General features: G+C 70.1%; 22 protein-coding genes. 10 read left to right on the forward strand and 12 right to left on the reverse strand.

Going from position 1 to position 25113, the window contains the following annotated elements; translation table 11 throughout:
- Positions 1 to 37: 37 nt before the first annotated feature.
- Together hisS and miv_RS33700 are read left to right on the forward strand one after the other, a co-directional pair.
- Entirely contained in the window at positions 38 to 1573 is a 1536-nt protein-coding gene (hisS, locus tag miv_RS07375; protein ID WP_048430924.1) for a histidine--tRNA ligase, read from the forward strand.
- A 230-nt stretch (positions 1574 to 1803) separates the two neighbouring features.
- Positions 1804 to 2892 carry a nitrogen regulation protein NR(II) gene (locus tag miv_RS33700; RefSeq protein WP_048430925.1) on the forward strand — a complete coding sequence of 363 codons (1089 nt, stop codon included), beginning with the start codon at positions 1804 to 1806 and terminating at the stop codon, positions 2890 to 2892.
- 10 nt (positions 2893 to 2902) lie between these two features.
- Here the strand turns inward: miv_RS33700 and miv_RS07385 are convergent, their stop codons facing one another.
- Positions 2903 to 4045, reverse strand: a complete 1143-nt coding sequence (locus miv_RS07385; RefSeq protein WP_207182057.1) for a thermonuclease family protein — start codon at positions 4043 to 4045, stop codon at positions 2903 to 2905.
- Between the two features lie 120 nt (positions 4046 to 4165).
- Positions 4166 to 4966 (reverse strand): hypothetical protein, encoded by an 801-nt coding sequence (locus tag miv_RS07390; protein ID WP_207182058.1) that lies wholly within the window; start codon positions 4964 to 4966, stop codon positions 4166 to 4168.
- Positions 4967 to 5372: 406 nt separating this feature from the next.
- On the opposite strand from miv_RS07390, the gene miv_RS07395 reads away from it, so the two are divergent.
- On the forward strand, positions 5373 to 6293 hold the full coding sequence (locus miv_RS07395) for a lipid kinase (protein WP_207182059.1): 921 nt from the start codon (positions 5373 to 5375) through the stop codon (positions 6291 to 6293).
- A 13-nt stretch (positions 6294 to 6306) separates the two neighbouring features.
- Positions 6307 to 7047 carry a TerC family protein gene (locus miv_RS07400; RefSeq protein ID WP_048425515.1) on the forward strand — a complete coding sequence of 247 codons (741 nt, stop codon included), beginning with the start codon at positions 6307 to 6309 and terminating at the stop codon, positions 7045 to 7047.
- Positions 7048 to 7598: 551 nt separating this feature from the next.
- Here the strand turns inward: miv_RS07400 and miv_RS07405 are convergent.
- The 5 genes from miv_RS07405 to hemE all read right to left on the reverse strand — a co-directional run bounded on the left by miv_RS07405 (position 7599) and on the right by hemE (position 11582).
- Positions 7599 to 7742 (reverse strand): hypothetical protein, encoded by a 144-nt coding sequence (locus tag miv_RS07405; protein WP_207182060.1) that lies wholly within the window; start codon positions 7740 to 7742, stop codon positions 7599 to 7601.
- Positions 7743 to 8165: 423 nt separating this feature from the next.
- Positions 8166 to 8903, reverse strand: coding sequence for an acid phosphatase (locus miv_RS07410; protein WP_207182062.1), 738 nt, complete (start codon positions 8901 to 8903; stop codon positions 8166 to 8168).
- A 4-nt stretch (positions 8904 to 8907) separates the two neighbouring features.
- The gene (locus tag miv_RS07415; RefSeq protein ID WP_048425519.1) at positions 8908 to 9768 is read right to left on the reverse strand and encodes an alpha/beta fold hydrolase; all 861 of its coding nucleotides are present in this window, start codon (positions 9766 to 9768) and stop codon (positions 8908 to 8910) included.
- 20 nt (positions 9769 to 9788) lie between these two features.
- Positions 9789 to 10163 carry a protoporphyrinogen oxidase HemJ gene (gene hemJ, locus miv_RS07420; protein ID WP_244749038.1) on the reverse strand — a complete coding sequence of 125 codons (375 nt, stop codon included), beginning with the start codon at positions 10161 to 10163 and terminating at the stop codon, positions 9789 to 9791.
- Between the two features lie 330 nt (positions 10164 to 10493).
- Positions 10494 to 11582: a uroporphyrinogen decarboxylase gene (gene hemE, locus miv_RS07425; RefSeq protein WP_207182066.1), complete on the reverse strand. Its 1089-nt coding sequence runs from the start codon at positions 11580 to 11582 to the stop codon at positions 10494 to 10496.
- Between the two features lie 533 nt (positions 11583 to 12115).
- On the opposite strand from hemE, the gene miv_RS07430 reads away from it, so the two are divergent.
- The 5 genes from miv_RS07430 to dnaQ all read left to right on the forward strand — a co-directional run bounded on the left by miv_RS07430 (position 12116) and on the right by dnaQ (position 16040).
- Positions 12116 to 12946 carry a pyruvate, water dikinase regulatory protein gene (locus miv_RS07430; RefSeq protein WP_048425512.1) on the forward strand — a complete coding sequence of 277 codons (831 nt, stop codon included), beginning with the start codon at positions 12116 to 12118 and terminating at the stop codon, positions 12944 to 12946.
- 7 nt (positions 12947 to 12953) lie between these two features.
- Positions 12954 to 13574, forward strand: coding sequence for a Maf family nucleotide pyrophosphatase (locus miv_RS07435; protein WP_207182067.1), 621 nt, complete (start codon positions 12954 to 12956; stop codon positions 13572 to 13574).
- 232 nt (positions 13575 to 13806) lie between these two features.
- A complete protein-coding gene (locus tag miv_RS07440) occupies positions 13807 to 14670 on the forward strand; it encodes a shikimate dehydrogenase (protein WP_207182069.1) in 864 nt (287 codons plus the stop codon).
- Entirely contained in the window at positions 14667 to 15272 is a 606-nt protein-coding gene (gene coaE / locus miv_RS07445) for a dephospho-CoA kinase (protein ID WP_244748911.1), read from the forward strand. The genes miv_RS07440 and coaE overlap by 4 nt, the downstream gene beginning before the upstream one ends.
- A 48-nt stretch (positions 15273 to 15320) precedes the next feature.
- Positions 15321 to 16040, forward strand: coding sequence for a DNA polymerase III subunit epsilon (gene dnaQ / locus miv_RS07450; RefSeq protein WP_207182073.1), 720 nt, complete (start codon positions 15321 to 15323; stop codon positions 16038 to 16040).
- Between the two features lie 22 nt (positions 16041 to 16062).
- On the opposite strand, the gene miv_RS07455 is transcribed toward dnaQ, so the two are convergent.
- The 5 genes from miv_RS07455 to gcvT form a co-directional block, all read right to left on the reverse strand.
- Complete coding sequence (locus miv_RS07455; RefSeq protein ID WP_207182074.1) at positions 16063 to 16299, reverse strand: type II toxin-antitoxin system VapB family antitoxin; 237 nt, start codon at positions 16297 to 16299, stop codon at positions 16063 to 16065.
- Between the two features lie 341 nt (positions 16300 to 16640).
- The gene (locus miv_RS07460; RefSeq protein WP_207182076.1) at positions 16641 to 17270 is read right to left on the reverse strand and encodes a hypothetical protein; all 630 of its coding nucleotides are present in this window, start codon (positions 17268 to 17270) and stop codon (positions 16641 to 16643) included.
- Positions 17271 to 17370: 100 nt separating this feature from the next.
- On the reverse strand, positions 17371 to 20220 hold the full coding sequence (gene gcvP, locus miv_RS07465) for an aminomethyl-transferring glycine dehydrogenase (RefSeq protein WP_207182078.1): 2850 nt from the start codon (positions 20218 to 20220) through the stop codon (positions 17371 to 17373).
- Between the two features lie 273 nt (positions 20221 to 20493).
- A complete protein-coding gene (gene gcvH / locus miv_RS07470; protein WP_207182081.1) occupies positions 20494 to 20856 on the reverse strand; it encodes a glycine cleavage system protein GcvH in 363 nt (120 codons plus the stop codon).
- Between the two features lie 14 nt (positions 20857 to 20870).
- Positions 20871 to 22004, reverse strand: coding sequence for a glycine cleavage system aminomethyltransferase GcvT (gene gcvT / locus miv_RS07475; RefSeq protein WP_207182082.1), 1134 nt, complete (start codon positions 22002 to 22004; stop codon positions 20871 to 20873).
- A 293-nt stretch (positions 22005 to 22297) separates the two neighbouring features.
- Between gcvT and mdeB the strand changes: the two genes are divergently transcribed.
- Positions 22298 to 25030: an alpha-ketoglutarate dehydrogenase gene (gene mdeB, locus miv_RS07480; RefSeq protein ID WP_207182083.1), complete on the forward strand. Its 2733-nt coding sequence runs from the start codon at positions 22298 to 22300 to the stop codon at positions 25028 to 25030.
- Positions 25031 to 25113 lie beyond the last annotated feature (83 nt).

Here is a 25113-nt window from a genome sequence, read left to right on the forward strand (position 1 = left end):
CGAGGCTGCCGCCGCCCGATTGCCCCTGCGAGACCCGATGTCCAAGCCCGCGAAGGCCGAGAAGGCCGCCACCCTCAAGCCCCGCCTGCCGCGCGGCCTCGTCGACCGCGGGCCGGCCGAGATCGCCGCCACCCACCGGATGCTGGAGAAGATCCGCGAGAGCTTCGAGCTCTACGGCTTCGAGGCGGTCGAGACCCCGTTCATCGAGTATACCGAGGCGCTGGGCAAGTTCCTGCCCGACCTCGACCGGCCGAACGAGGGCGTGTTCTCGTTCCAGGACGACGACGAATCCTGGCTGTCGCTGCGCTACGACCTGACGGCGCCGCTCGCCCGCTACGTCGCCGAGCATTTCGACGCCCTGCCCAAGCCCTATCGCAGCTACCGCGCCGGCTACGTCTTCCGCAACGAGAAGCCGGGCCCGGGCCGCTTCCGCCAGTTCATGCAGTTCGACGCCGACATCGTCGGCGCCCCGACCGTCGCGGCGGATGCCGAGATCTGCATGATGGCCGCCGACACCCTGGAGAAGGTCGGCATCGGCCGCGGCGACTACATCGTGAAGGTCAACAACCGCAAGGTCCTCGACGGCGTGATGGAGGCCATCGGCCTCGGCGGCGACGACCAGGCCGGCCGGCGCCTCACCGTCCTGCGGGCGATCGACAAGCTCGACCGGCTTGGGCCCGACGGCGTGCGCCTGCTGCTCGGCCCCGGCCGCAAGGACGAGAGCGGCGACTTCACCAAGGGCGCCGGCCTCTCGGACGACGCGATCGAGCGCATCCTGCGCTACGTGTCGTTCCAGGCCGCCCCCACCGAGGGGGGCGACCGCCTCGCCTTCTGGGAAAATTTCTTCGGCGGCTGGGGCGAGGTGGTCGGCTCGTCCGAGACCGGGCGCCAGGGCATCGCCGAACTGCACGCGATCATGAAGCTGTGCGAGGCGGCGGGCTACGGCCACGACCGGGTGCGGGCCGACCCGTCCGTGGTGCGGGGCCTCGAATACTATACCGGCCCGGTCTTCGAGGCCGAGCTGACCTTCCCGGTCGTCAACGAGGACGGCCAGACCGTGCGCTTCGGCTCGGTGGCCGGCGGCGGGCGCTACGACGGCCTCGTCGGCCGCTTCCGCTCCGAGCCCGTGCCGGCGACCGGGTTCTCGGTCGGCGTCTCGCGTCTCTTCTCGGCCCTCCAGGTCGTCCGCAGCCCGATCGTGTCGGGGAAGGCCGCCCCCGGCCCGGTGGTGGTGCTGGTGCTCGACCGCGAGGAGACCGCCGCCTACCAGGCCCTCGTCGCAGGCCTTCGTCAGGCCGGCATCCGCTCGGAGCTCTATCTCGGCGCCTCCGGCATGAAGGCCCAGATGAAGTACGCCGACCGCCGCGGCTCGCCTTGCGTCGTCATCCAGGGCAGCGACGAGCGGGCGAAGGGCGAGGTCCAGATCAAGGACCTGATCGAGGGCGCGAAGGCGGCGGACGCCATCGCCAGCAACGCCGAGTGGAAGGCCGCCCGGCCGGCCCAGTTCTCCGTGCCGGTCGACGAGATGGTCGCCCGGGTGCGCGAGGTGCTGGCGCGGCATTACGGGGGGTGAGGACCCGGCGGCGCGCGGGACGCCCATAACGGGTCGCGCGCCGCCACTCTTCCCGCTTGCAGAAGGAGACCGGCGGCGTTTCCGTTCGTCGGACGGGGAAACCCTGCCCCGTTCCGATGCGGGCAGCCCGGCCGTGGACAAAATTCCTGGCGATCCCGGATGGAGAGCCCGCGGATTTCGGCGGCCCATGACGTAGTATCCGGCAGGACGATGCCGGGGACCGCGCAGCCATGGGCCCGACCGACGACACGCTCCGGCGCCTCGACGACAGCCTCGGCGAGGCCGCCCTCGACCCGTCGCGCTGGGGCGCCGTGCTGGGACACGTCTCGACCCTGGTCGGCGGTGACGGCGCGATGCTGCTGCAGAGCCACCGCCGGATACCGGGCGTTCCCTGTACCCCCGAGGTGGACGAGCTGGTCGCCGCGTATTTCCGGTACGGCTGGCACCTGAACGACCTGCGCACGCGGGCCGTGCCGCGGGTGATGCGGGGCGAGGTGGTCACCGACCTCGACATCCTGACGACCGAGGAGATCGACCGCGCGCCCTACTACAACGACCTGCTGCGGCCGCACGGCTATTCCTGGTTCGCCGTCGCGGGCTTCCGGGCCGGGGCGGAGCATTGGGCGGTCTCGGTGCAGCGCAAGACGCGGCGCGGGCCGTTCGAGGCGGCGGGGGTGCGGCCCCTCGGCGGCCTGATGCGCCGGCTCGGCGAGGCCGCCGCCCTGTCGGAAGCCCTCGGCCGCGCCGCCCTCGACGGGACTCTGGGTGGGCTCGACCAGATCGCCCAGGCGGCCCTGGCCCTCGACGCGACCGGCCGGGTGGTGGGGGCCAACACGCGGGCGGAGGCGCTGTTCGATGCCGCGTTCCGGGTCGTCGGCGGCAGCCTGCGGGTCGCCGATCCGCGGGCCCGGGACGAGATCGCCGCCCTGGCGGAGGCGCTGCAGCACCGTTCGTCGCCGCCCGCCGGGCTGGTGCTGGTGCCCCGGCGCGACCGCCGGCCCCTGATCCTGCGGGCCCTGCCGCTGGCGGAGGCGGCCCGCTCGCCCTTCCTGAACGCCCGGGCGCTCCTGCTCGTCACCGATCTCGAGGCCGACAGGCGGCCCGATCCGGGCCTGCTGGCGCAGGCCTTCGGGCTCACCGCCGCCGAAGCGCGGCTCGCTGCCCTCCTGACCGGCGGCGCCTCCCTGGAGGAGGCCGCCGGAACGCTCGGCATCGCGGTGGAGACCGGGCGCAGCCAGCTCAAGGCGGTGTTCGCCAAGACCGGGACCGGGCGCCAGGGCGCCCTGATCTCGCTCCTCGGGGCGCCGGGCCTGCGGTGAGGCGCGAGGATTACGGCCTGGCCCAGATCCCGAGCCGGGCCGTGCGGGCGTGGCGCTCGGCATCGACGAGGTCCGGCGTCGCCTCCGGGGTGGCGCGGCCGCCGCCGTTGTAGAGCACCACCTCCGAGAGGTCGTGGCCGTCGACCGTGCAGATCCAGGCGCTGCGGCCGGGATTGGGCTGGCAGTTCACCGGCCGCCCGGCGAGGTAGCCCGAGAGGTCGCTCGCCTGGGCACCCCGGGCGGCCTCGACGCCCGAGAGGCGCAGGGTCCGGCCGCCGAGCCGCAGGGTCGCGGTGTCGACCACCTCGGCGACGCCGGCGATGGGGCCCTCGACGGCGCCCGTCTCCCCCGGCTCGCGCTTGGCCCCGGACCTTGCCTCGGACCTGGCTTCGCCGGGTCTGGCCTCGGCCGATCTCGCATCCGAGGGCTTCGGGTCGCCGGTCTTGTCGCCGGTCTTGGCCTCGTCGGTCCGTGCGGGCGGCGTGGCCTCGGCCGTCCGGGTCGCGGGGGCCGGCGCCTGCGCGACGGCGGCCCTGTCGGCAGGCCCGGGGCTGCGCAACGCCGCATAGGCGCCGCCGAGCAGCACGAGCGCCCCGAGGGCGGCGTAGAGCGGGCGGCGGGTCGAGGTCCGGCCCGGCACCGGTTGCGGCCGGGCGAGGCCGGGCTTCAGCCCCTCGCCGGGCGGCGGCGGCGGGACCGGGATCGGGGCCGCCTCGGGGGAGGCGGGCTCGCGGGGCGGCCGGCGCAGGCGCGCGCCGAGATCCTGGAGCGCGTCCCGCAGGCGCGCGGTCCGGTCCGGCGGGGCGGGCGACGCGACGCTCGGCCGGGGGGCGGGATCGACGACGATCCAGTCCCGCGCGGCCGGCGCCGCGGCGGGGGCCGGGCCGGGCGACACCGGAGGCAGGAAGAGGGTCGGATGCTGGCGGCGCAGCTCGTCGACGAGATCCCCGAGGGTCAGGGGCTGCACCTCGCCGGCCACGGTCCGGGTCCGCGGGCGCCCGTCCCGGTCGACGACCTGGTAGCCCGGCGGCGCATCGAGGCGGCGGATCGCCGCCTCGACCAGGAGTTCGAGGGTGCGACGGGCCACCGCGACGGGGCGCTGCCGGTCGATCTCCGCCCGGATCAGCGCCTGCAACTGCTCACGCGTGGTCATGTCCGCATCACGTCCCATCGTCCCGGCCGCGGGGGTCCCGCGCCGCACCCGTCGGCCGGGCTGTCCCTCATGTAGGGGCCGAACGCCGCCCTGTCACAGGGCAGCGTCACGCATCGCGCGCTAATCGCGGCTCGCCACGGCCTCGCGGCGCACGACCCGGCTGTTCTCGGACACGATCACCGGCCGCGCGCCCGCGAGGCTGATCGCCAGTTCGAGATCGACGGTGCCCTGCGAGCGCACGCCGCGGGCGGGGCTGAAGGCCGAGAAGTCCACCGTCGCCCGGACCTGGCACAGGGCGAGACCGGCGCTGCAGGCGGTACGCAGGGAATCCGGCCGCGGCCGGTAGCGCCGCTCGGGCCAGCGCTGCACGAAGCGGCGCTTCTCGGACATCAGGCTCGCGACGCTCATCGTGCGGCCGTGGAAGACGACCTGGTTGCCGTAGAAGCCCGGCGCGTCGGCCAGGGTCGCGCCGTTGGATCCCGAGATCGACGCCAGGTAGTCGCGCGCGAGGCGCTGCGAGGCCAGAGCCCAGTCGCGCATCTGCCCGTCCGAAGCCGCGACCGGCGCGGGGGCGGGAATCTGGACGGGAAGCGGCCGCTCGGTCCGGGCGAGCCGCGCGGCGCGGCGCGCCTGCGTCGCCGCGTGGAGCCCGCTGCGGGCCGGCCGATGGGCCTCCTCGGCGATCCGGCGCGACGCCGACGGCTGGGCCTTGGCCTGGACCTTGGCGGGCGGGGCCGCCTCGGCCCGGGGCGCCGGCTCGACCCTGGGCGCGGGGGCGAGGGTGGGTGCGGGAGCCGCGCCGCCGCGGGTGGGCGGATCGACCCAGCCCTGCGCCAGGACGGCGGGGGCCAGGAGGAGGTTCGCGCCGAGGCCGAGGAGGACCGCGGGACGGATGGGGAGAGGCCGGAAGGGACCGAGCATGGGGCGGCACCGGGGGGGAGGACCAGGTTCAGGAAGGGGAACGTTCGTCGCCGCGGTTACGGTTCCATTGCGGGTCCGGCGCCCTCCCCGCTACCCCCGTTGCGCACATCCCCGGCCCGGTCTCCGAGGTCCTGGACGAAGCCGGTTCTCGCGCAGGGGAACCTCTTCTCGCGTGAGGGAACTCCTTGTCGCGGTCGGGAACGCTTTCAGGAACCCTTGCCAAGCGCGGCCGCGACCCCACCTCAAGGGCTCCCCGGGTCCGGGCCCCTCTGGCGGTTCGAGGCGTCGACCGCGATGTCGGACCCCTTCGCTGCCTTTGTGCTGACGCGGCACGATCGCACTGGAGGGCCCGCAATGTTGCGCGTCATTCCGACCCCGTTCCTCCGCCCGCTCGCCGGAGGCGCCGATGTCCGGCGCTGAGACCTCCCGGCGGGCACTGCTCGTCGTCAACAAGAAGGCCCGCAACGGCGGGCTCGACCTCGATGCCGTGAAGGACACCTTACGCCGCGGCGGCATCGAGCCGGTCGATCCGCCGCCCGGCGAGACCGACTGCAAGGCGCTGATCCACGCCCATGCGAAAACCTGCGACATGGTGATCCTGGGGGGCGGCGACGGCACCCTGAACGCCGCCGCCCAGGCGCTCGCCGAGGCGCGGCTGCCCCTCGGCATCCTGCCGCTCGGCACCGCCAACGACCTCGCCCGCAGCCTCGGCCTGCCCGCCGATCCGCTCGAGGCGGCGGAGGTGATCGCCAGCGTGCCGGCCCGGCCGATCGATCTCGGCTGCGTCAACGGCCATTACTTCTTCAACGTCGCCAGCATCGGCTTCTCGGCCGATCTCGCCGGCGAGCTGACGGCCGACCTCAAGCGCCGTCTCGGCACGGTCGGCTACGCGGTCGCGGCGTTCCGGCTGCTGCGCCGGGCGCGGCCGTTCACGGTCTATATCGAGCATGACGGCACGGTGGAGACCGTGAAGACCATCCAGGTCTCGGTCGGCAACGGCCGCCATTACGGCGGCGGCATGACGGTGGAGGAGAACGCCACCGTCGATGACGGGCTACTCAACTTCTACAGCCTGGAGGTCGCCCATTGGTGGCGGCTGCTCGCCCTGCTGCCGGCCCTGCGCCGGGGCACGCAGGGCAAGGCCGCCGACGTGCGCGCCTTCCAGACCACCGAGGTGATCCTGCGCACCAAGAAGCCGCGACCGGTCAACACCGACGGCGAACTGACGACCTACACCCCCGCCCACGTGCGGGTGCTTCAGAAGGCCGTCCAGGTCCACGCCCCGCCGCCCTCGGCGCCGGCGGGCCGCCCCTCGATCTTCCCGTAAGGAGGGCTCCGCCGTGGATTCCCTCGTTCAACTCGCCGCCGACCCGACGGCCTGGGCCGCTCTCGCGACCCTCGTCGTCATGGAGGTCGTGCTCGGCATCGACAACCTGATCTTCATCTCGATCATCACCAACAAGCTGCCGGTGGAGCAGCAATCGCGGGCCCGGCGCATCGGCATCGGGCTCGCGCTCATCCTGCGCCTCGCGCTGCTCGGGACCGTGGCCTACATCGTCCACCTGACCCAGCCGGTCTTCGAGATCTTCGGCAAGGGGCTGTCCTGGCGCGACATCATCCTGATCGCCGGCGGCCTCTTTCTGCTCTGGAAGGCCACCAAGGAGATCCACCACAGCCTCGATCCCGACCCGGCGGAGAAGACCGGCGGGGGCGCCTCGCTCGGCTACGCCGCGGCGATCGGCCAGATCCTGATCCTCGACCTGGTGTTCTCGATCGACAGCATCATCACGGCGGTCGGGATGACCGAGCACGTGCCGATCATGGTGATCGCGGTTCTGGCCGCGGTGACCGTGATGCTCGTCGCCGCCGACCCCCTGTCGCGCTTCATCGCCGCCAACCCGACGGTGGTGATGCTGGCCCTGGGCTTCCTCATCATGATCGGCATGACGCTGATCGCGGAAGGCTTCGGGGCCCACGTGCCGAAGGGCTACGTCTACACCGCCATGGCCTTCTCGGCCGGCGTCGAGGTACTGAACATCCTCGGCCGGCGGGCGAAGAAGGCGAAGCGCAACGCGGCCTGACGGCGGTCATCCGAGCCTGTGACGGCAGCGCCCGATCGTGATGCGGTCGGGCGCTGTTTTCGTTCGAGGACTGTGCTGTCGCAGAGAAGAACCGCTTCAATCCTGGGTGATCCATGGGATTCGACAGCGATGACACCCTCGATGTCATCCTGGGGCCCGGCGTAGCCGGGAACCCGGGATCCATAACCGCCGACGAAGTAGGCAGAGACGGAACGCTGATCGCCTGATCCTCCACCGTCGGCGGTTATGGATCCCGGATTCCGCTCCGCGGCCCCAGGATGACACAGTGAAGCGGCAATGTCGGCGCTAAAACATTTTCCGACGAAGTGGATGCCGGTTCGTCGAAGAAAATGCGGCAAAACAAATAATTAGAGAGCTTCGCGATTGCAACGCGATCGTGAAGCGCTCTAGATCGACAGAGTGAGTCGATCAAACAGGCTATCTATTCTTTCAAAGACGCTCATGAACGCTTTTACTTCCGACCGTGACACACGTGCGAGACATCCACCGTCACCAGCGCCGCGAGCGGCGGCAGGATTGCGACTTGCTCCTCAAGCCAGACGACGAGCATATCCTTCGATCATCGCGGCAGCCTGCGCGTGGGTGATGATACGCTGAAAGGAGGTCACGCGCGGATCGCTCAAGGTCTCAGCTTCGCAGGACAGCACGGTCGCCCAATCCTGATGCGGGTTCACGGTCTTCCGATCCGCATGAGTCCGCGACCAGCATTCCGCCCGGAGGGGGTAAGCTTCCGGCTGACCGAAACCAAACTTCTCTCTCGGATGTTTGAACTCGATATGGTTCGCCAAGACCCTGGCATGCCGATTTCGCAGAAAGAAGATCGCATCTGACTCGCGTGCCTTGCTTCCGGGAATACGGCATTGGGACCGGCTGTCGCGGCCGCAACGATCATTCGCCCGGAATGGCTGCATTGTGGGTTTGCTGCATCACCGCAACGCTCTCTGCTCATCGATCGAAATCTCGGCACGTTCATGATCCGAGGCGGCAGGAGTTCCCGCCATCAGCCACCGCCTGACCTCTTTCGACGAGAAAACGGCGGCTGCAATCGCATCCAGGAAGGGTCGGGCAAGGGACGAATCCCCGGCCATGCGCGATCCCTACTCGTTGCGCGCGCAGGCAGACGGCCCCGCATCTGGAGGCACGGCGGCGAGTTCGCTCCGGGCCCGATCGAGGTCGGCCCGGAACGCCGCATCGCCGACGAGGACCGCGAACAGGGCGCTGCCGGCGAGCCGTCCGGCCTCGACGTCGCTCGCCCAGTGCACTCCGCAGACGATCCGGCTCTCGCCGTAGCTCCGGCCGCGGCGCAGGATCGGGGTGCTGCGCTCCGGCATCAGCGCGGCGAGGACGAGGGCGAAGGTCCAGCCCTCGGTGGCGTGGCCCGACGGATAGGAGAAGCTGCGGTCGAGGGCCTCGCTGCGCGGGACGCACAGGGCCGCATCGTTGCCGAGATGCGGCCGCGGGCGGGCGAAGCGAGTCTTCGCGTCGCGCACCACCGCCACCACGTCGCGGCGGGTGCGGGCGAGGAGGGCGGCGAGCGCCGGCAGCCGGGCGGGGTCGAGGCGGCGGCCGGCCGCGCAGGCGAACCCGTCGAGGAGGCGGGTCACCCCCGAGGGGACATCGGACACGGCGAGGCCCCAGCGCGGCGACCCGGCGAGCGCCCGGGTCGCCGCGTAGGCCGCCGCATCGGCGCCCTGCGCGGCACTGCCGGGTGTCGGCGGTGGGGGCAGGATCGCGGCGGCGTCGAGGGCGCCGGCCGCCAGGTAGGGGGCGGGCGCCGGCTCGGCCGTGGCGACACCGGCAAGGAGCGCCAGGCCGAGGGCGAGCGGCGCCCGCACGGCCTCAGGTCCCGGACAGGATCGCGGCGGCGACCGCCTCGGGGCATTCCTCGTGGGCGGCGAGGGCCCCGGGAATCGCGACGCTGCGCACGAGGCCGGCCTCGGCGAGCGCCGCCATCTCGGCACCCGAGCGGCGCGGGGCGCCCTTCGGATGCAGCATCGTCACCGGCGGCAGGCCGGGACCGAACAGGGCGAAGAACTCCTCGCGCGTCCGCACCGGATCGAGGCCGCCGGTGACGAAGGCCGCAGTGCCGAAGCGGGCCCGGGGCTGGTGCGTCACCCGCCGCTTCTCGGCCAGCAGCGCCGGGGTGACCCGGGCCCGGTCGGCATAGACGTGGGCCTGCATCATCCGCGCCACGATCGGCGTGCTGACGTTGAGGCGATAGAGCAGGTTGCCGACGACCGGCGCCTCGACGGCGCGGCGCAGGCGCCCGAAGAGCGGCCGGCGCTCCTCGCCCATCGCGGTCGGCAGCGGGCCGCGCCAGGTCGGCGCCACCAGAACCAGCCGGGCGAAGGCACCCGGATGCCGGGCCGCCGCGGCGACGAGGTAGCCGGCGGCGTGGCCGGCCGCGACCCCGAGGGCGTAGGGGCCGGGGGCTTGCGCAAGAAGCGCATCCAGAAAAGCGTGCAGGGTGTCGGGGGCGAGGGGCACCCGGGCGCGCGGTTGCGCGCCGAAGCCGGGCCAGTCCGGCACCAGGCAGGCGTGGCGGGCGGCGAGCCGCGTCGCCAGGGGCCGCATCTCCTCGCGGGTCGCGATCGAGGACAGGGCCGGCAGCAGCAGGGCCGGTGATCCCTCGCCGATCCGGTCCATCGGTAGGGTCAGGGCGCGCCCGGCCAGGGTGAAGGAGAGGGTCTGCGTCTCGATGCCGGCCATCACGGGCTCCCTCAGAACGGCTTCACCACCACCAGGATCACGATGAGGATCATCAGCAGCGTCGGTACCTCGTTGAGCACCCGGTAGAATTTCGGGCTGCGGGCGTTCCGGTCGGCGGCGAAGTCCTTGACCATCCGCGACAGCCAGCCGTGGATGCCGCTCATGATCAGCACCAGGGCCAACTTGGCGTGCAGCCAGCCCTGCGTATAGGCACCGCTCATCACCGCGAGGGCGATGCCGAAGATCCAGGTCGCGATCATCCCCGGCAGCATGATCGCCTTGGCGAGGCGCCGCTCCATCACCTTGAAGGTCTCGGCCGTCGGCGATCCCGCCGGCAGCGCGGCGTGATAGACGAACAGCCGCGGCAGGTAGAGCATCGCCGCCATCCAGGCGATGAGCGAGACGATGTGGGCGGCCTTGATCCAGAGATACACGGTGGGGTGGTTCCTCTCGGGGGATTGAGACTGAACTGAAATCTTGGATCGAGGGATGTGGGCACCGCGCCATAACCCTCCCCCCTCTGCGGGGGAGGGTGGCCCCTGCGTCAGCAGGGGCCGGGAGAGGGGAACCACGCTTCCGGAAAGGTCGCGCCCGCAGTGAAGGGCGCCCTCTGGATCAGCGTCGCGCTGCCCCTCTCGGCGGGACTGCGTCCCGCTGCGCCTGCTCCGCAGGCCACCCTCCCCCGCAGAGGGGGGAGGGTTCTGGCGGTGGACCCCTCACCCCCGCAACCGCGCCAGCATCCGCTCGACATGGGGAATCGGCGTCTGCGGCGTGATGCCGTGGCCGAGGTTGAAGATGTGGGGGGTACCGGCGGTCGCCTCCAGGATCGCGTCCACGGCGGCGTCGAGCGCCGCGCCGCCGGCGATCAGGGTCTCGGGGTGGAGGTTGCCCTGCGTGACGACGGAAGCCGGCAGGCGGGCGCGCAGGGCCTTCAGGTCCACCGCCCAGTCGACCCCGACCGCATCGGCACCGGTCTCGGCGGCGACGCGGGCATGGCCGTCGAGCCCGGAGCCGCGGGCGAAGACGATGATCCGGGCGCCCGGCACCCGGGCGCGGATACCCGACACCATCCGGGCGATCGGCCCGAGGCTCCAGCGAGCGAGCGCGTCGCCGGTCTCGCCCGCGGGCACGTCCGGCAGGGCGCCGGCATGGCTCTCGAAGATCTGCACCGCGTCGGCGCCGGCCTCGAACTGGCGCACGAGGTACTCGGTCGAGACCGTGACCAGCCGGTCGATCAGGGCGTCGAGGAGGGCCGGGTCGCGGGCCGCGAGCGACCGAGCCGGCGCGAGGTCCGGCGTGCCGCGCCCGCCGATCATGTAGCTCGCCACCGTCCAGGGGGCACCGCAGAAGCCGAGCAGCGTCGTCTCGGCCGGCAGCTCCGCCCGCAGGCGGCCCACGGTCTCGAAGACGGGCGCGAGGTGGCGCATGATCCGCGGGTCGCCCGCCTCGATCAGCGCGTCGAATTCCGCCCGGCCGGCCATCGGGTCGAGGCGGGGGCCCTCCCCTTCCACGAAGCGCACGTCCTGGCCGAGCGCGTGGGGCACCACCAGGATGTCGGAGAAGAGGATCGACGCCTCGAAGCCGAAGCGGCGGATCGGCTGCAGCGTGACCTCGGTGGCGAAGTCGGGGTTGTAGCAGAGGTCGAGGAACGAGCCGGCCTCGGCCCGCACCGCCCGGTATTCCGGCAGGTAGCGCCCGGCCTGGCGCATCATCCAGGCCGGCGGGGGCGAGAGCGCCTCGCCATTCAGCACCCGCAGGATCGGCCGTTCAGCGGCTCCCCGTCCGGCTCCCGCGGTCGCGCTCATTCTCCGTCCCCCCGAAAACCCGATTCCGCCACGTCGACGGCTCGGCTCTCCCTATGCCGAGAACCGGCTCTCCGCGCCAGCCCGACGCTTGGTCGCGACCCGCCGCGATGCCCATCCCCACCCAGGCCTCTGAAAAGAAAAGAGAGATTCTAGGAATCTGTTTTTTCTATTGGAGGCAGGCATCGCGGGGCTCCAGCCCCGTCCACAGCCCGTCCCCACCGCCGGTGCGTTAAGAGGGCTTTAACAGATTTGCTCCATTGTCGAAGGATGACGAGAGTCACGAGGGGCTTGCGCCCCGTCGGTCTCGCTTCGGCGGTCCCGCGTCCCGGATTCTCCCACGGGCGGTCCGCCACGAGTGTTAACGCCCGGCCTGTTGAGGCGCGAGGCCGTTAACCCACAGGCCCCCCGCCTGGACCTCGCTTCGTCGGCGCATTATCCACACTCATCGACTCCGCGCCGCCGATCGGTGGACGACGCACCGAGCCTCGGAGTCTTGGTGTCTGCCGCGCCCGCGGCGAGCCCGGGGAGCCCGCGTGGTCCGCAGCTACTTCCACCTCCACCTCGTGTCGGATTCCACCGGCGAGACCCTGATCAATGTCGGCCGCGCCGCGGCGGCGCAGTACGAGGGGGTCTCGGCGATCGAGCACGTCTATCCCCTCGTGCGCTCCGGTACCCAGCTCGAACGGGTGATCAACGAGATCGAGCAGGCCCCCGGCATCGTGCTCTACACCCTGGTCGGGCGCGAGCTGACCGAGCGGCTGGAGGAGGCCTGCCGGGCCACCGGCTCGCCGCTGCTCTCGGTGCTGGAGCCCGTGCACCAGCTGCTGCAATCCTATCTCGGCACCCACTCCACGGCGCGGCCCGGCGCGCAGCACATGCTGAACGCGGAGTACTTCAAGCGCATCGACGCGATGAACTTCACGCTCGCGCACGACGACGGCAACCTGCCGCACGACCTCAACGAGGCCGACGTGATCCTGCTCGGGGTGAGCCGCACCTCGAAGACGCCGACGGCGATCTACCTCGCCAACCGGGGCCTCAAGACCACCAACATCCCGCTCATCCCCGGCGTGCCGCCGCCGCCGGTGCTGGAGACCTTGCGCCAGCCCCTCATCGTCGGGCTGATCGCCTCGCCGGAGCGGATCGTCCAGATCCGCCAGAACCGCCTGCTCAGCCTCAAGGCCGACGATTCCTCCTCCTACGTCGACCGCGACGCGGTGGCGAACGAGATCGCCTCCTCGCGCCGGCTCTTCGCCCGCAACCGCTGGCCGGTGATCGACGTCACCCGGCGCTCGATCGAGGAGACCGCCGCGGCGATCCTCGACTATTACCGCGAGCACCGTCTGAAGTTCATCGCCGACTGATCGTCCGATGCCGCACCCTTCCTCGCTCTGGCGCGGGTCCGCGCCGCTCCTCCTCGCCTCGACGAGCCCGACCCGGCGCGCGCTGCTCGAATCGGCCGCTCTTGCCGTCGAGACCCGCGCGCCGGGCGTCGACGAGCGCGCCGTCGAAGCGGAGGCCGCCGGTCTCTCACCCGCCGATCTCGCCGAGCGGCTGGCGGCCGCCAAGGCCGCCGCGGTCGCGGACCGGGCACCCGACCGGGTGGTGATCGGCGCCGACCAGGTGCTCGACCTCGACGGCACGGTCTTCCACAAGCCCGCCGACCGGGCGGGGGCCGCCGCCCATCTCGCCCGGCTGCAGGGGCGCAGCCACGCGCTCCATTCCGCCGTGGCCTTGGCGGTCGACGGCGCGGTGGCCGAGGTCTTCGTCGCGACGGCGCGGCTGACGATGCGGCCCCTCGATGCGACGGGGATCGCCGCCTATCTCGACGCCGCCGGGCCCGCCGTGACCGGCAGTGTCGGCGCCTACCAGCTCGAGGGCGTCGGCATCCACCTGTTCGACCGTATCGAGGGCGACCATTCGACCATCCTGGGCCTGCCGCTGCCGCCGCTGCTCGCGCGGTTGCGGGCGCGGGGATTGCTGGCGTTTTGAGAACCCGGAGGCAGGGCCGTCGCGTGACGCCTGTTTCCTTCATCCCACCCGCGACCTCATCCTAAGGTGCTGCTGCTTGCAGCAGCCTCGAAGGAGGGCTCCAGCGATCGCGGCGACTTCTGGAGCCCTCCTTCGAGGTCAGTCCATCGGAGATGGACTGACGCCTCAGGATGAGGTTCTGGGTGGGACCAACTGCGAAAACCATTCGAACCGTCCGAGACTTGGCTTCCCGATGACGACCCCGCACCCCCGAGCCTTCGTGGTGGGCCACCCGATCGGCCATTCGCGCTCGCCGCTAATCCACGGCCACTGGCTCGCCGAGCACGGCCTGCCCGGCACCTACGAGCGCGTCGACGTGCATCCCGACGCCTTCCAGGACTTCATCCGGTCCTTGCGCGAGGCGGGCTTCGTGGGCGGCAACGTCACGATCCCGCACAAGGAGGCGGCGTTCCGGCTCGCCGAGTTGCTGACCCCGCGGGCGGAGCGGATCGGCGCCGTCAACACCCTGTGGTTCGAGGACGGGCGCCTCCACGGCGACAACACCGACGCGCCGGGCTTCCTCGCCCATCTCGATGCCAGCCTCGGGGCCGGCTGGCCGGAGGCGACGGGGGTTGCGGACGGGCGTGCCGCCCTGGTGCTCGGTGCCGGCGGGGCGGCCCGGGCGATCCTGGTCGGCCTCCTCGAACGCGGCCTCGACCGTCTGGTCGTCGCCAACCGCAGCGCCGAGCGGGCCGAGAGCCTGACCGCCCTCGATCCCGCCCGGATCACCGCCGCTCCCTGGGACGCGGTGCCGGCGCACCTGCCGGAGACCGGGCTCCTGATCAACACCACGGCCCTCGGCATGGCCGGCCAGGATCCGCTCTCCCTCGACCTCGCGCCGCTGCCGGCGCGCGCCGCGGTGGCCGACATCGTCTACGTGCCGCTGGAGACACCGCTGCTTGCCGCCGCCCGGGCCCGCGGGCTGCCGGCCGTCGACGGGCTCGGCATGCTGCTGCACCAGGCGGTGCCGGGGTTTTCGCGATGGTTCGGCCGCACGCCCGCGGTGACGCCGGATTTACGCGCCCGCATCGTCGCCGATCTCGGGAGCCACGGGTGAGCCGGCCCTTCATCCTCGGCCTCACCGGCTCGATCGGCATGGGCAAGAGCGCCACCGCGGCGATGTTCCGGGCGCGCGGCGTGCCGGTCCACGACGCCGATGCCTGCGTGCATGCCCTCTACGGCCCGGGCGGTGCCGCGGCCTCTGCCATCGGCGAGGCCTTTCCCGGGACGCTCGGCGCCGACGGGGCGGTCGATCGCGCGGCGTTGCGCGACGCCGTGCTGGGCGATGCCCAGCGCCTGCGCCACCTCGAATCCCTGGTCCACCCCCTGGTGGGCGCGGCCCGGGACGTGTTTCTCGCCACGCACGCGGCGGCGCCCCTCGTCGTGCTCGACGTGCCGCTGCTGTTCGAGACCGGCGGCGAGGCGGGGTGCGACGCCGTCGCGGTGGTCACCGCCCCGGCCGAGGTGCAGCGCACCCGGGTCCTGGCCCGGCCGGGCATGACCGAGGCGGCCTTCGCGCAGATCCTCGCCAAGCAATTGCCCGACGCCGAGAAGCGCCGCCGCGCCGACTACCTGATCGAGACCGATCGCGGGTTCCCTCACGCCGAGGCACAGGTGGACGCGGTGATCGCCGCCGTCGCGGCGAGGCGGGCCGGTTAACGCTTCCTCGCTACACCGCTCGACATCAGCTCAAAGGGGAACCGCACGATGCTGCGCGAGATCGTCCTCGACACCGAGACCACCGGCACCGAGGCCAAGACCGACCGGCTGATCGAGATCGGCTGCATCGAGCTCCTCAACCACATCCCGTCGGGCCGCGAGTTCCACCGCTACATCAACCCGCAGCGGGCGGTCTCGGAGGGCGCGTTCCGGGTCCACGGCCTCTCCGATGCCTTTCTGGCCGACAAGCCGCTCTTCGCGCAGATCCTGCCCGACTTCCTGGAATTCTGCGGCGACGCGACGCTGGTGATCCACAACGCCGCCTTCGATGTCGGCTTCCTCAACGCCGAGTACGCGCGGCTGGGCGACAAGGCGCCGCCGCCGATCGAGCTCGCGAGCGTCGTCGACACCCTGGCACTCGCCCGCCGCAAGCATCCGGGCGCGGCCAACAACCTCGACGCGCTCTGCTCGCGCTACGGCATCGACAATTCCCGCCGCACCAAGCACGGCGCGCTCCTCGATTCGCAGATCCTCGCCGAGGTCTATATCGAGCTGCTCGGCGGCAAGCAGACGACTCTCGGGCTGACGGTCGAGGGGAATGCCGGCCCGGCCGGTCCGAGCTTGCGCGCCGCCCCCGTCGCGCACGGCCCCCGCCCGACCCGCAGCCGGCTCACCGAGGCCGAGCTGGCGGCGCATGCGGCCTTCACGGCGGGCATGGGCGAGAAGGCGATCTGGCGGGATTATGTGGGGGATGGGACGGCGGGGTGAGGCACCTGTCGTCGAGCGCTAGTCACGGATCTTCGTAGAGGCCATCGAGGAAGGTCTGATCGACGGGTTGCGGGTTCGGGCCGGCCATCTCCCGCAGCTCGCGCGCAAATGTGGTCGATTGAGCGACGAGATCGTCCGTTACGCATGCGAGCGCGCCGCGTGGGGCTTGTTGCACGGCTTCAGTCTCGCTGGCGCGAGTGAGGGAGCCCGGCTCCTGGGCGAGGGCGTCGACACCCGGGTCGTTGATGAAGCGGATCATTTCTATCTCCCGTGAAGATTTGCGATATCGGAAATTATAAATCGCTACTTACGGTACCATGTCCGCTTGATCCATCCGAATAAAGATAAATCGCGTCCCCCCTCTCCCGTGTGGGAGAGGGGCCGGGGGTGAGGGTGGCTCGGCTTCAGGATTGAACTCTGAGCGCTGAGCTGGGCAGCGGAACCGCTCAGCCCTCTTGCTGCACCGTCTCCACCCTCACCCCTACCCCTCTCCCACACGGGAGAGGGGGTCCCGCGTTTTATCTATTTCTGGATATATAGAGATGGATTTTGCGACATATTAGATGAAAAGCATGTTGGCTATTTCATAATATTATATTATTAACACCAAAGACCTGCCCATGGTTTTATATGATACCACCACTCGATCGGACTTAAAATTTGCAATGGTAACTTTGGCAAAAAATCTCTCTTACTGATAATTGTCTTGTGATCACACGTGCAGAATACATCGCATCCTAGCCCAATAGCATTACCTAGCAATTCGCGATCGCTCGGATCGGGAAGAGCCGAGCAGATCGATGAGTCTGATAACCGCCGTCCGAGATTACGACTATGGCCCCTGTCGGCAGAACGAAAATCGATAAGCCCATGCGCGTACTCAGATAGATCATGTTTTAGATCAGAATCTGATGTTTGATTTATTTCTTCAAGGCATTTTTCAGATGCGGATATATTCCAGCATGCACGCTGTCCCACATAGAAAATATGCATCAATGCTTCAATTTCTTTCGCTCGTGAGACAGGGATGTCTATTGGAATATCTTCATGTTCAAATATTTGATATGGATATTTTACAATGATATTAATCACATTTGTATCTAGAAATATATTTTTTGGAATTTTCTCAAATGGGTATTTCTCACAATAGGCACTATGACTTTCCTGAGACGTGTACAAAATCCATTTTCGCCGTGTCGCATCCCAATTTTCAAGCATCTGGGAACCCAACAAAGATCAGCTAGGGCCCTGTAAAATTGCGCAAATATTACATATATTCAAGTTGAAAATTGAGCGGGCGCCCGATCGTCAATCGGGCGCCCCGGGGGTCCTACTCCGCCGCCTTCATGTAACTCTCCACCGGCGGACAGGCACAGACCAGATTTCGATCGCCATACGCATTGTCGACCCGGTTGACCGGCGGCCAGTACTTGTCGACCCGGAAGGCGCCGGCCGGGAAGCACGCCGCCTCGCGGGAATAGGGCCGCTCCCAGGCGCCGATTAGGTCCTCCACCGTGTGGGGTGCGTTCTTGAGCGGGTTGTCGGCCCGGTCCATCCGGCCCTCCTCGATCGCCCGGATCTCGTCGCGGATCGCCAGCATGGCGTCGCAGAAGCGGTCGATCTCGCCCTTGGTCTCGGATTCGGTCGGCTCGATCATCAGGGTGCCGGCCACCGGCCAGCTCATCGTCGGCGGGTGGAAGCCGCAATCGATCAGGCGCTTGGCGATGTCCTCGACGCTGACGCCCGCGCTCTTCATCAGCGGACGGACATCGATGATACATTCATGCGCCACGCGCCCATGCGTACCGGTATACAGGACCTCGTAGGCGCCGGCCAAGCGCTTGGCGATGTAGTTGGCGTTGAGGATCGCGATGCGGGTGGCCTGCGTCAGCCCCCGCCCGCCCATCAGCAGGCAGTAGCTCCAGGAGATCGGCAGGATCGCCGCGGAGCCGTAGGGCGCGGCCGAGACCGAGAACTCGCGCCCGTCGGTCTCGACATGGCCGGGCAGGAACGGGATCAGGTGCGCCTTGACGCCGATCGGCCCCATGCCGGGCCCGCCGCCGCCATGCGGGATGCAGAAGGTCTTGTGCAGGTTGATGTGGCTGACATCGGCCCCGATGTCGCCGGGCCGGGCGAGGCCGACGAGGGCATTCAGGTTGGCGCCGTCGAGGTAGACCTGACCGCCATGGGCGTGGGTGATGTCGCAGATCTCCCGCACCGCCTCCTCGAACACCCCGTGGGTGGACGGGTAGGTGATCATGCACGCCGCGAGATTGTCGCCGTGCTTCTCGGCCTTGGCGCGGAAATCGGCCAGGTCGACGTTGCCGTCTCGGTCGGCCCCGACCACCACGACGGTCATGCCGCACATCTGCGCCGAGGCCGGGTTGGTGCCGTGGGCCGAGGACGGGATCAGGCAGATCGTCCGGTGCCCCTCCCCGCGCGACAGGTGATAGGCGCGGATCGCGAGCAGGCCGGCATACTCGCCCTGCGCACCGGAATTCGGCTGCATCGAGATCGCCGCGTAGCCGGTGATGTCGGCGAGTTTTTGCGAGAGATCGGCGATCATCTCGGCATAGCCCTCGGCCTGGTCCTTCGGCACGAAGGGGTGCAATTCCGAAAATTCCGGCCACGAGACCGGCAGCATCTCGGCGGTGGCGTTGAGCTTCATCGTGCAGGAGCCGAGCGGGATCATCGCCCGGTCGAGGGCGAGGTCGCGGTCGGCGAGACGGCGCATGTAGCGCGTCATCTCGCTCTCGGCCCGGTTCATGTGGAAGATCGGGTGGGTCAGGTACTCGGAGGTGCGCGCCAGATCCTCCGGCAGGCGCGGCGCGGGCCAGGATTCGTCATACGTCAGCGCATCGCCCCCGAAGGCGCGCCACACCGCCTCGATGATGTCGGGCCGGGTGCGCTCGTCGACCGTGATGCCGATCCGGTCGGTGCCGACTTTGCGCAGGTTGATCCCGTTGGCGACGGCGTTCTTCAGGATCACGCCCTGGAACGGGCCGACCGTCACGGTGATGGTGTCGAAGAACGCGTCCGGGTGGGTCTCGAAGCCGAGCCGGTTCAGGCCGGCGGCGAGCCGCGTCGCGTCGCGGTGGATGCGCATCGCGATGGCCTTGAGCCCCCGCGGCCCGTGGAACACGGCGTACATCGAGGCGATCACCGCCAGCAGCACCTGGCTGGTGCAGATGTTCGAGGTCGCCTTCTCGCGCCGGATGTGCTGCTCGCGGGTCTGGAGCGAGAGCCGGTAGGCGCGGTTGCCGCGGGAATCGACCGAGACGCCGACGATGCGGCCTGGGAGCGCCCGCTTGTGGGCGTCCCGCGTCGCCATGTAGGCGGCGTGCGGCCCGCCATAGCCCATCGGCACGCCGAAGCGCTGCATCGAGCCGATTGCGATGTCGGCGCCCATCTCGCCCGGGGGCTTGAGGAGGGTGAGCGCCAGCGGATCCGCCGCCACCACGGCGATGGCGCCCGCGTCATGGAGCCTGGCGATCACGTCGGTGAAGTCGTGGGCCGCGCCCTCGACGCCTGGATATTGAAAGATCGCGCCGAACACGGCCGCGGGATCGAGGTCGGTGAAGGGATCGCCGACGACGATCCGCCAGCCGAACGGCTCGGCCCGGGTCTTCAGCACCGCGATGGTCTGCGGCAGGCACTGGGCGTCGACGAAGAAGGTATCGGGTTTGGCGGTGGCGATCCGGCGCGCCATGCCCATCGCCTCGGCGGCGGCGGTCGCCTCGTCGAGGAGCGAGGCATTGGCGATGTCGAGCCCGGTCAGGTCGCCGACGCAGGTCTGGAAGTTGAGGAGCGCCTCGAGCCGGCCCTGGCTGATCTCGGGCTGGTAGGGCGAGTAGGCCGTGTACCAGGCCGGATTCTCGAAGATGTTGCGCTGGATCGCCGGCGGCATCGTGGTGCCGTGATAGCCCTGGCCAATCAGCGAGGTCAGCAGCGTGTTCTTGTTGGCGGTGGCCCGCAGCCGCTCGATCGCCCGGCGCTCCGACAGGGCGGCGCCGAACTCGGTCGCTTCCTTCTGGCGGATGCCGGCCGGCAGGGTCTCGTCGATCAGGGCGTCGAGGCTCTCGGCACCGACCACCTCCAGCATCCGGGCGATCTCCTCCACCGACGGGCCGATATGGCGGCGGTTGGCGAAGTCGTAGGGATCGTACTTGTCCATCGGCATGGGAGGGTTGCCCTGGTCGACAGCCGCGTGGGGCGGCTTGAAAGATGGAGCACGTCTCCCCTCTCCCGTGTGGGAGAGGGGTCGGGGGATCGAAGATCCCGCGTGAGGGTGGCTCGGGTTCAAATTTGAACTCTGAGCGCCAAGATGCGCAGCTCGACGCTTGGCTCTTTATCCTGAAGCCGAGCCACCCTCACCCCTACCCCTCTCCCAAACGGGAGAGGGGATCACGCGCTATACTGGTGTCGGAACGGATCAGACGAAGGACGTCGCCGTTCAGCCGACGAAGGCCCGGTAGGCCGCCTCGTCCATCAGCCCGTCGAGCTGCGACGGGTCGCCGAGGCGCACGCGGTAGAGCCAGCCGGCCCCCTGGGGATCGGTGCCGACGCTCTCGGGGTTCGCCACCGCGTCCTCGTTGACCTCGGTCACCTCGCCGTCGACCGGCGCGTAGACGTCGGAGGCGGCCTTCACCGATTCCACCACCGCGGCGGCGGCGCCCTTGGTCAGCGTGGCGCCGACCTTCGGCAGTTCGATGAAGACGAGGTCGCCGAGCTGCTCGGCGGCGTGATCGGTGATCCCCACCGTCGCCACGTCGCCCTCCAGGCGCAGCCATTCGTGCTCGTCGGTGTATTTCAGCATGTGTTTCCCCTCGTTCAGGACCGTTTGAAGCCGGCGGGGCGGAACGGCAGCGGCACCACCGCGCAGGGCAGGCGCTGGCCGCGCACCTCGGCGAAGACCTGTGTGCCAGGCACGGCCAGCGCGCGTGGCAGCACCCCCATGGCGACCGGTCCGTCCAGGCTCGGCCCGAAGCCGCCGGAGGTCACCCGGCCGACCGGTTCGCTCGCGTCGGCGGAGCCGTAGAGGGCGGCGCCCGCCCGCACCGGGGTGCGCCCTTCGGGTTTGAGGCCGACCCGCAGCCGCGCCGGTCCCTCCGCCAGCTCGGCCAGGATGCGCTCGGCCCCGGGAAAACCGCCGGCCCGGTCGCCGCCGCGGCGCCGCACCTTCGGGATCGCCCAGGCGAGACCGGCCTCGACCGGCGAGGTCTCGGGGCCGATATCCGAGCCGTGCAGGCACAGGCCCGCTTCGAGGCGCAGCGAATCGCGGGCGCCGAGGCCGATCGGCTTCACCTCCGGCTCGGCCAGCAGCGCGCGGGCGAGCGCCAGGCCGGAGGCGGGCGGCAGCGCGACCTCGAACCCGTCCTCGCCGGTATAGCCGGAGCGGACGGCCACGCCCTCCTCGCCCGCGAACGCGATGGTGCGCGCATCCATGAAGCGCATCTCGGCCACCACCGGCAGATGCCGGGCGAGGGCCGCTTCCGCCCCCGGGCCCTGGAGCGCGATCAGGGCCCGCTCGACCGGTTCGACCGTGCAGGCGGTGCCGATCGCGTCGAGCAGGTGGGCGAGGTCGGCGGCCTTGTTGGCGGCGTTGACGACCAGAAGGTAGTGGCCGCTCACGTTGGCGAGCATCAGGTCGTCGAGGATGCCGCCGCCCTGCAGCGTCAGAAAACCGTAGCGCTGGCGCCCGACGCCGAGGCCGAGGACATCGATCGGCAGCACCGTCTCGAGGGCGCGAGCGGCGTCGCCCGGGTCGCCGGAGCGGGCCCGTACGGCGATCTGGCCCATATGCGAGACGTCGAACAGGCCGGCAGCCTGGCGGGTGTGCAGATGTTCCTTCAGGAGCCCGAGCGGGTAGTGCAGCGGCATGCTGTAGCCGGCGAACGGCACCATCCGGGCGCCGGCCTCCCCGTGCAGGGCATGCAACGGCGTCTCATGGAGGCTGGCGGTCATCGCGGAGGCTCCCGAGCGTGTCCGGGCGCAGGCGGGACCACCGGTCCCGTACGGCCCGACTTCGAGAGGGAGGCTAGGACAAAAGTGCCATTGACGCTACCCACGACCGTCGGGCGTGGCGGCCGGTCCGGCCGGTAACCGTTCCGCTTCTCCCGCGATGTGTGGCAAGAACGACCGATCCGATCGGATCAAGCGAAAATGTTTTGCGCGATCGGCTCCAAGGGCGGCAAACGAAGCAGGTTCTGCCGCGGCCGGGGAATTATCCTGGCGCCATCGATGGGAGAAACGACGCCATGAGCGCGAGCGCCAAGCCGAGCCCGGCCCTGCCGGTCAACGAGAACGACCGCCCGAACGGTCAGGCGATCCTGGGTCCTCGCGGCGTGGCCGATCCGGATCCGGCCGAGACCGCGGACTGGCTCGCCTCCCTCGAATCGGTCCTGCGCCACGGCGGCGCGGCCCGGGCGCGCTTCCTCCTCGACCGGCTGGAGCAGAAGGCGCGGGAGATCGGCATCGTCGAGGAGGCGCCGCCCTACTCGCCCTACCGCAACACCATTCCGCTCGAGAAGCAGCCGCCCTATCCGGGCGACCTCGCGGTCGAGGAGCGGATCACCTCGATCATGCGCTGGAACGCGCTCGCCATGGTGGTGCGGGCCAACATGGCCTACGGCGAGCTCGGCGGCCACGTCGCCTCCTACGCCTCGGCGGCCGAGATCTTCGAGCTCGGCTTCAACCACTTCTTCCAGGCCGGCGACGCCACCGGGGCCGGCGCCGACCTCGTGTTCTTCCAGCCGCATTCGGCGCCCGGCGTCTATGCCCGCGCCTTCCTGGAGGGGCGGCTCTCCGAGACCAACCTGAAGCATTACCGCCAGGAGATCGCCGGCGAGGGCTTGTGCTCCTACCCGCATCCCTGGCTGATGCCCGAGTTCTGGCAGGTGCCGACCGGCTCGATGGGCATCGGGCCGATGAACGCGATCTACCAGGCGCGCTTCATGCGCTACCTCAGCGACCGGGGGCTGGCCGATACCGCCGGCCAGCACGTCTGGGGCGTGTTCGGCGACGGCGAGATGGACGAGCCGGAATCGATCGGCGCGCTGACGCTGGCGGCCCGCGAAAAGCTCGACAACGTCACCTTCGTGATCAACTGCAACCTGCAGCGCCTCGACGGGCCGGTGCGCGGCAACGGCCAGATCATCCAGGAGCTGGAAAGCGTCTTCCGCGGCGCCGGTTGGAACGTCGTCAAGGTGCTGTGGGGCTCGGAATGGGACGCGATCTTCGCCCGCGACACCAACCACGCTCTCTTGCGCCGCTTCGCCGCCACGGTGGACGGCAAGTACCAGACGCTGGGCGCCAAGGACGGCGCCTACAACCTCGCCCACTTCTTCGGTGAGGACGAGGAGGTGAAGGCGCTGGTCTCCCACATGTCGGACGGCGACGTCGACAAGCTCAAGCGCGGCGGCCACGATTTCCGCAAGCTCTACGCGGCCTTCGCCGCGGCGAAGGCCACCAAGGGCCGCCCGACCGTGATCCTGGCCAAGACCAAGAAGGGCTACGGTATGGGCGGGGCCGGCGAATCGCGCATGACCGCCCACCAGGCGAAGAAGCTCGACACCGACGCTCTCAAGGCCTTCCGTGATCGCTTCGCCCTGCCGCTCACCGATGCGCAGGTCGAGGGCCTGGAATTCTACAAGCCCGACGAGAACAGCCGCGAGTTGCGCTACTTGCGCGAGCGCCGCGAACAACTCGGTGGCTTCCTGCCGAAGCGCCGTCGCACGGCGGCCCACGTCCCGGTGCCGGATCTCTCGACCTATGCCGGCTTCGCGCTCGAGGCCGACGGCAAGGAGATGTCGACCACCACCGCGGCGGTGCGGCTGTTCAGCAGCCTGATCAAGCACAAGGAGCTGGGCCCGCGCGTCGTGCCGATCGTCGCCGACGAGGCGCGCACCTTCGGCATGGCGAACCTCTTCCGGCAGGTCGGCATCTACTCGCCGCTCGGCCAGCTCTACGAGCCGGAGGATGCCGGCTCGATGCTCTACTACAAGGAATCCCGCGACGGGCAGCTCCTGGAGGAGGGCATCACGGAAGCGGGCGCGATCTCGTCCTGGGCCGCGGCCGCGACCTCCTACAGCGTCCACGGCCTCGCGATGCTGCCGTTCTACATCTACTACTCAATGTTCGGCTTCCAGCGCGTCGGCGACCTGATCTGGGCGGCGGCCGACCAGCGCGCCCGCGGCTTCCTGATCGGCGCCACGGCGGGCCGCACCACGCTCGGCGGCGAGGGGCTGCAGCACCAGGACGGGTCGAGCCACCTCGTCGCCGCGACGATCCCGAATTGCCGCGCCTACGACCCGGCCTTCGCCTACGAGATGGCGGTGATCCTCGATCACGGCGCCCGCGACATGATGGAGCGCGACGTCGACGCCTTCTACTACGTCACGGCAATGAACGAGAACTACGCCCAGCCCTCGATGCCCGACGGCGGGCGGGACGGGATCATCCGGGGGATGTACCGTTTTGCCGGCTATGGAAATGATGAGCCGGCTATTCGTCTTCTCGGCTCGGGGGCTATCCTGCCGGAGGTCATCGCGGCGGCAAAGCTCCTCGCCGAGGAATGGGGCATCGCCAGCGAGGTCCACAGCGTCACGAGCTTCAGCGAGCTCGCCCGCGAAGCCCGCGAGGTCGAAAGGTCGAATCGCCTCAATCCGGGTCTGCCGCCGAAGCGCAGCCTCGTCGAGGAATCGCTGTCCGGTCCCGCCCCGGTGGTCGCCGCCACCGACTACGTCCGCGCCTATCCGCAGCTGATCGCGACCGCGATCCAGGCCCGCTACGTCACGCTCGGCACCGACGGCTTCGGCCGCAGCGACACCCGCAGCGCGCTGCGGGCCTTCTTCGAGGTCGACCGCCACCACGTCGCGGTGGCGGCGCTCGCGGCGCTCGCCGACGACGGCAAGCTCGACCGGGCGACGGTGGCGGAAGCGGTCGCCCGCTACGGGCTCGGCGCGAACCGGCCGGCGCCCTGGACGGTGTGAGGGCATTCGACCGGGCAAGGCGCGGGACTTCGAGCCCCACGCAGGCGGGAGCTTAAGGGTCCCGCCTGCGTGGGAGATTGTGT

It is taken from the genome of Methylobacterium indicum (genome assembly GCF_017347565.1).
GTDB classification, from domain to species: domain Bacteria; phylum Pseudomonadota; class Alphaproteobacteria; order Rhizobiales; family Beijerinckiaceae; genus Methylobacterium; species Methylobacterium indicum.

What these genes read in the sequence shown, in the direction of transcription:
- hemJ (WP_244749038.1), bottom strand. Translation starts at nt 10,163, where the DNA reads ATGGCGGCGATGCTCTACCTGCCGCGGCTGTTCGTCTATCACGCCGCG.
- gcvH (WP_207182081.1), bottom strand. Translation starts at nt 20,856, where the DNA reads ATGCTGAAATACACCGACGAGCACGAATGGCTGCGCCTGGAGGGCGAC.
- miv_RS07435 (WP_207182067.1), top strand. Translation starts at nt 12,954, where the DNA reads ATGCCGCACCCTTCCTCGCTCTGGCGCGGGTCCGCGCCGCTCCTCCTC.
- miv_RS33700 (WP_048430925.1), top strand. Translation starts at nt 1,804, where the DNA reads ATGGGCCCGACCGACGACACGCTCCGGCGCCTCGACGACAGCCTCGGC.
- dnaQ (WP_207182073.1), top strand. Translation starts at nt 15,321, where the DNA reads ATGCTGCGCGAGATCGTCCTCGACACCGAGACCACCGGCACCGAGGCC.
- hisS (WP_048430924.1), top strand. Translation starts at nt 38, where the DNA reads ATGTCCAAGCCCGCGAAGGCCGAGAAGGCCGCCACCCTCAAGCCCCGC.
- miv_RS07395 (WP_207182059.1), top strand. Translation starts at nt 5,373, where the DNA reads ATGTCCGGCGCTGAGACCTCCCGGCGGGCACTGCTCGTCGTCAACAAG.
- miv_RS07455 (WP_207182074.1), bottom strand. Translation starts at nt 16,299, where the DNA reads ATGATCCGCTTCATCAACGACCCGGGTGTCGACGCCCTCGCCCAGGAG.
- gcvP (WP_207182078.1), bottom strand. Translation starts at nt 20,220, where the DNA reads ATGCCGATGGACAAGTACGATCCCTACGACTTCGCCAACCGCCGCCAT.
- hemE (WP_207182066.1), bottom strand. Translation starts at nt 11,582, where the DNA reads ATGAGCGCGACCGCGGGAGCCGGACGGGGAGCCGCTGAACGGCCGATC.
- miv_RS07385 (WP_207182057.1), bottom strand. Translation starts at nt 4,045, where the DNA reads ATGACCACGCGTGAGCAGTTGCAGGCGCTGATCCGGGCGGAGATCGAC.
- miv_RS07440 (WP_207182069.1), top strand. Translation starts at nt 13,807, where the DNA reads ATGACGACCCCGCACCCCCGAGCCTTCGTGGTGGGCCACCCGATCGGC.
- miv_RS07390 (WP_207182058.1), bottom strand. Translation starts at nt 4,966, where the DNA reads ATGCTCGGTCCCTTCCGGCCTCTCCCCATCCGTCCCGCGGTCCTCCTC.
- gcvT (WP_207182082.1), bottom strand. Translation starts at nt 22,004, where the DNA reads ATGACCGCCAGCCTCCATGAGACGCCGTTGCATGCCCTGCACGGGGAG.
- mdeB (WP_207182083.1), top strand. Translation starts at nt 22,298, where the DNA reads ATGAGCGCGAGCGCCAAGCCGAGCCCGGCCCTGCCGGTCAACGAGAAC.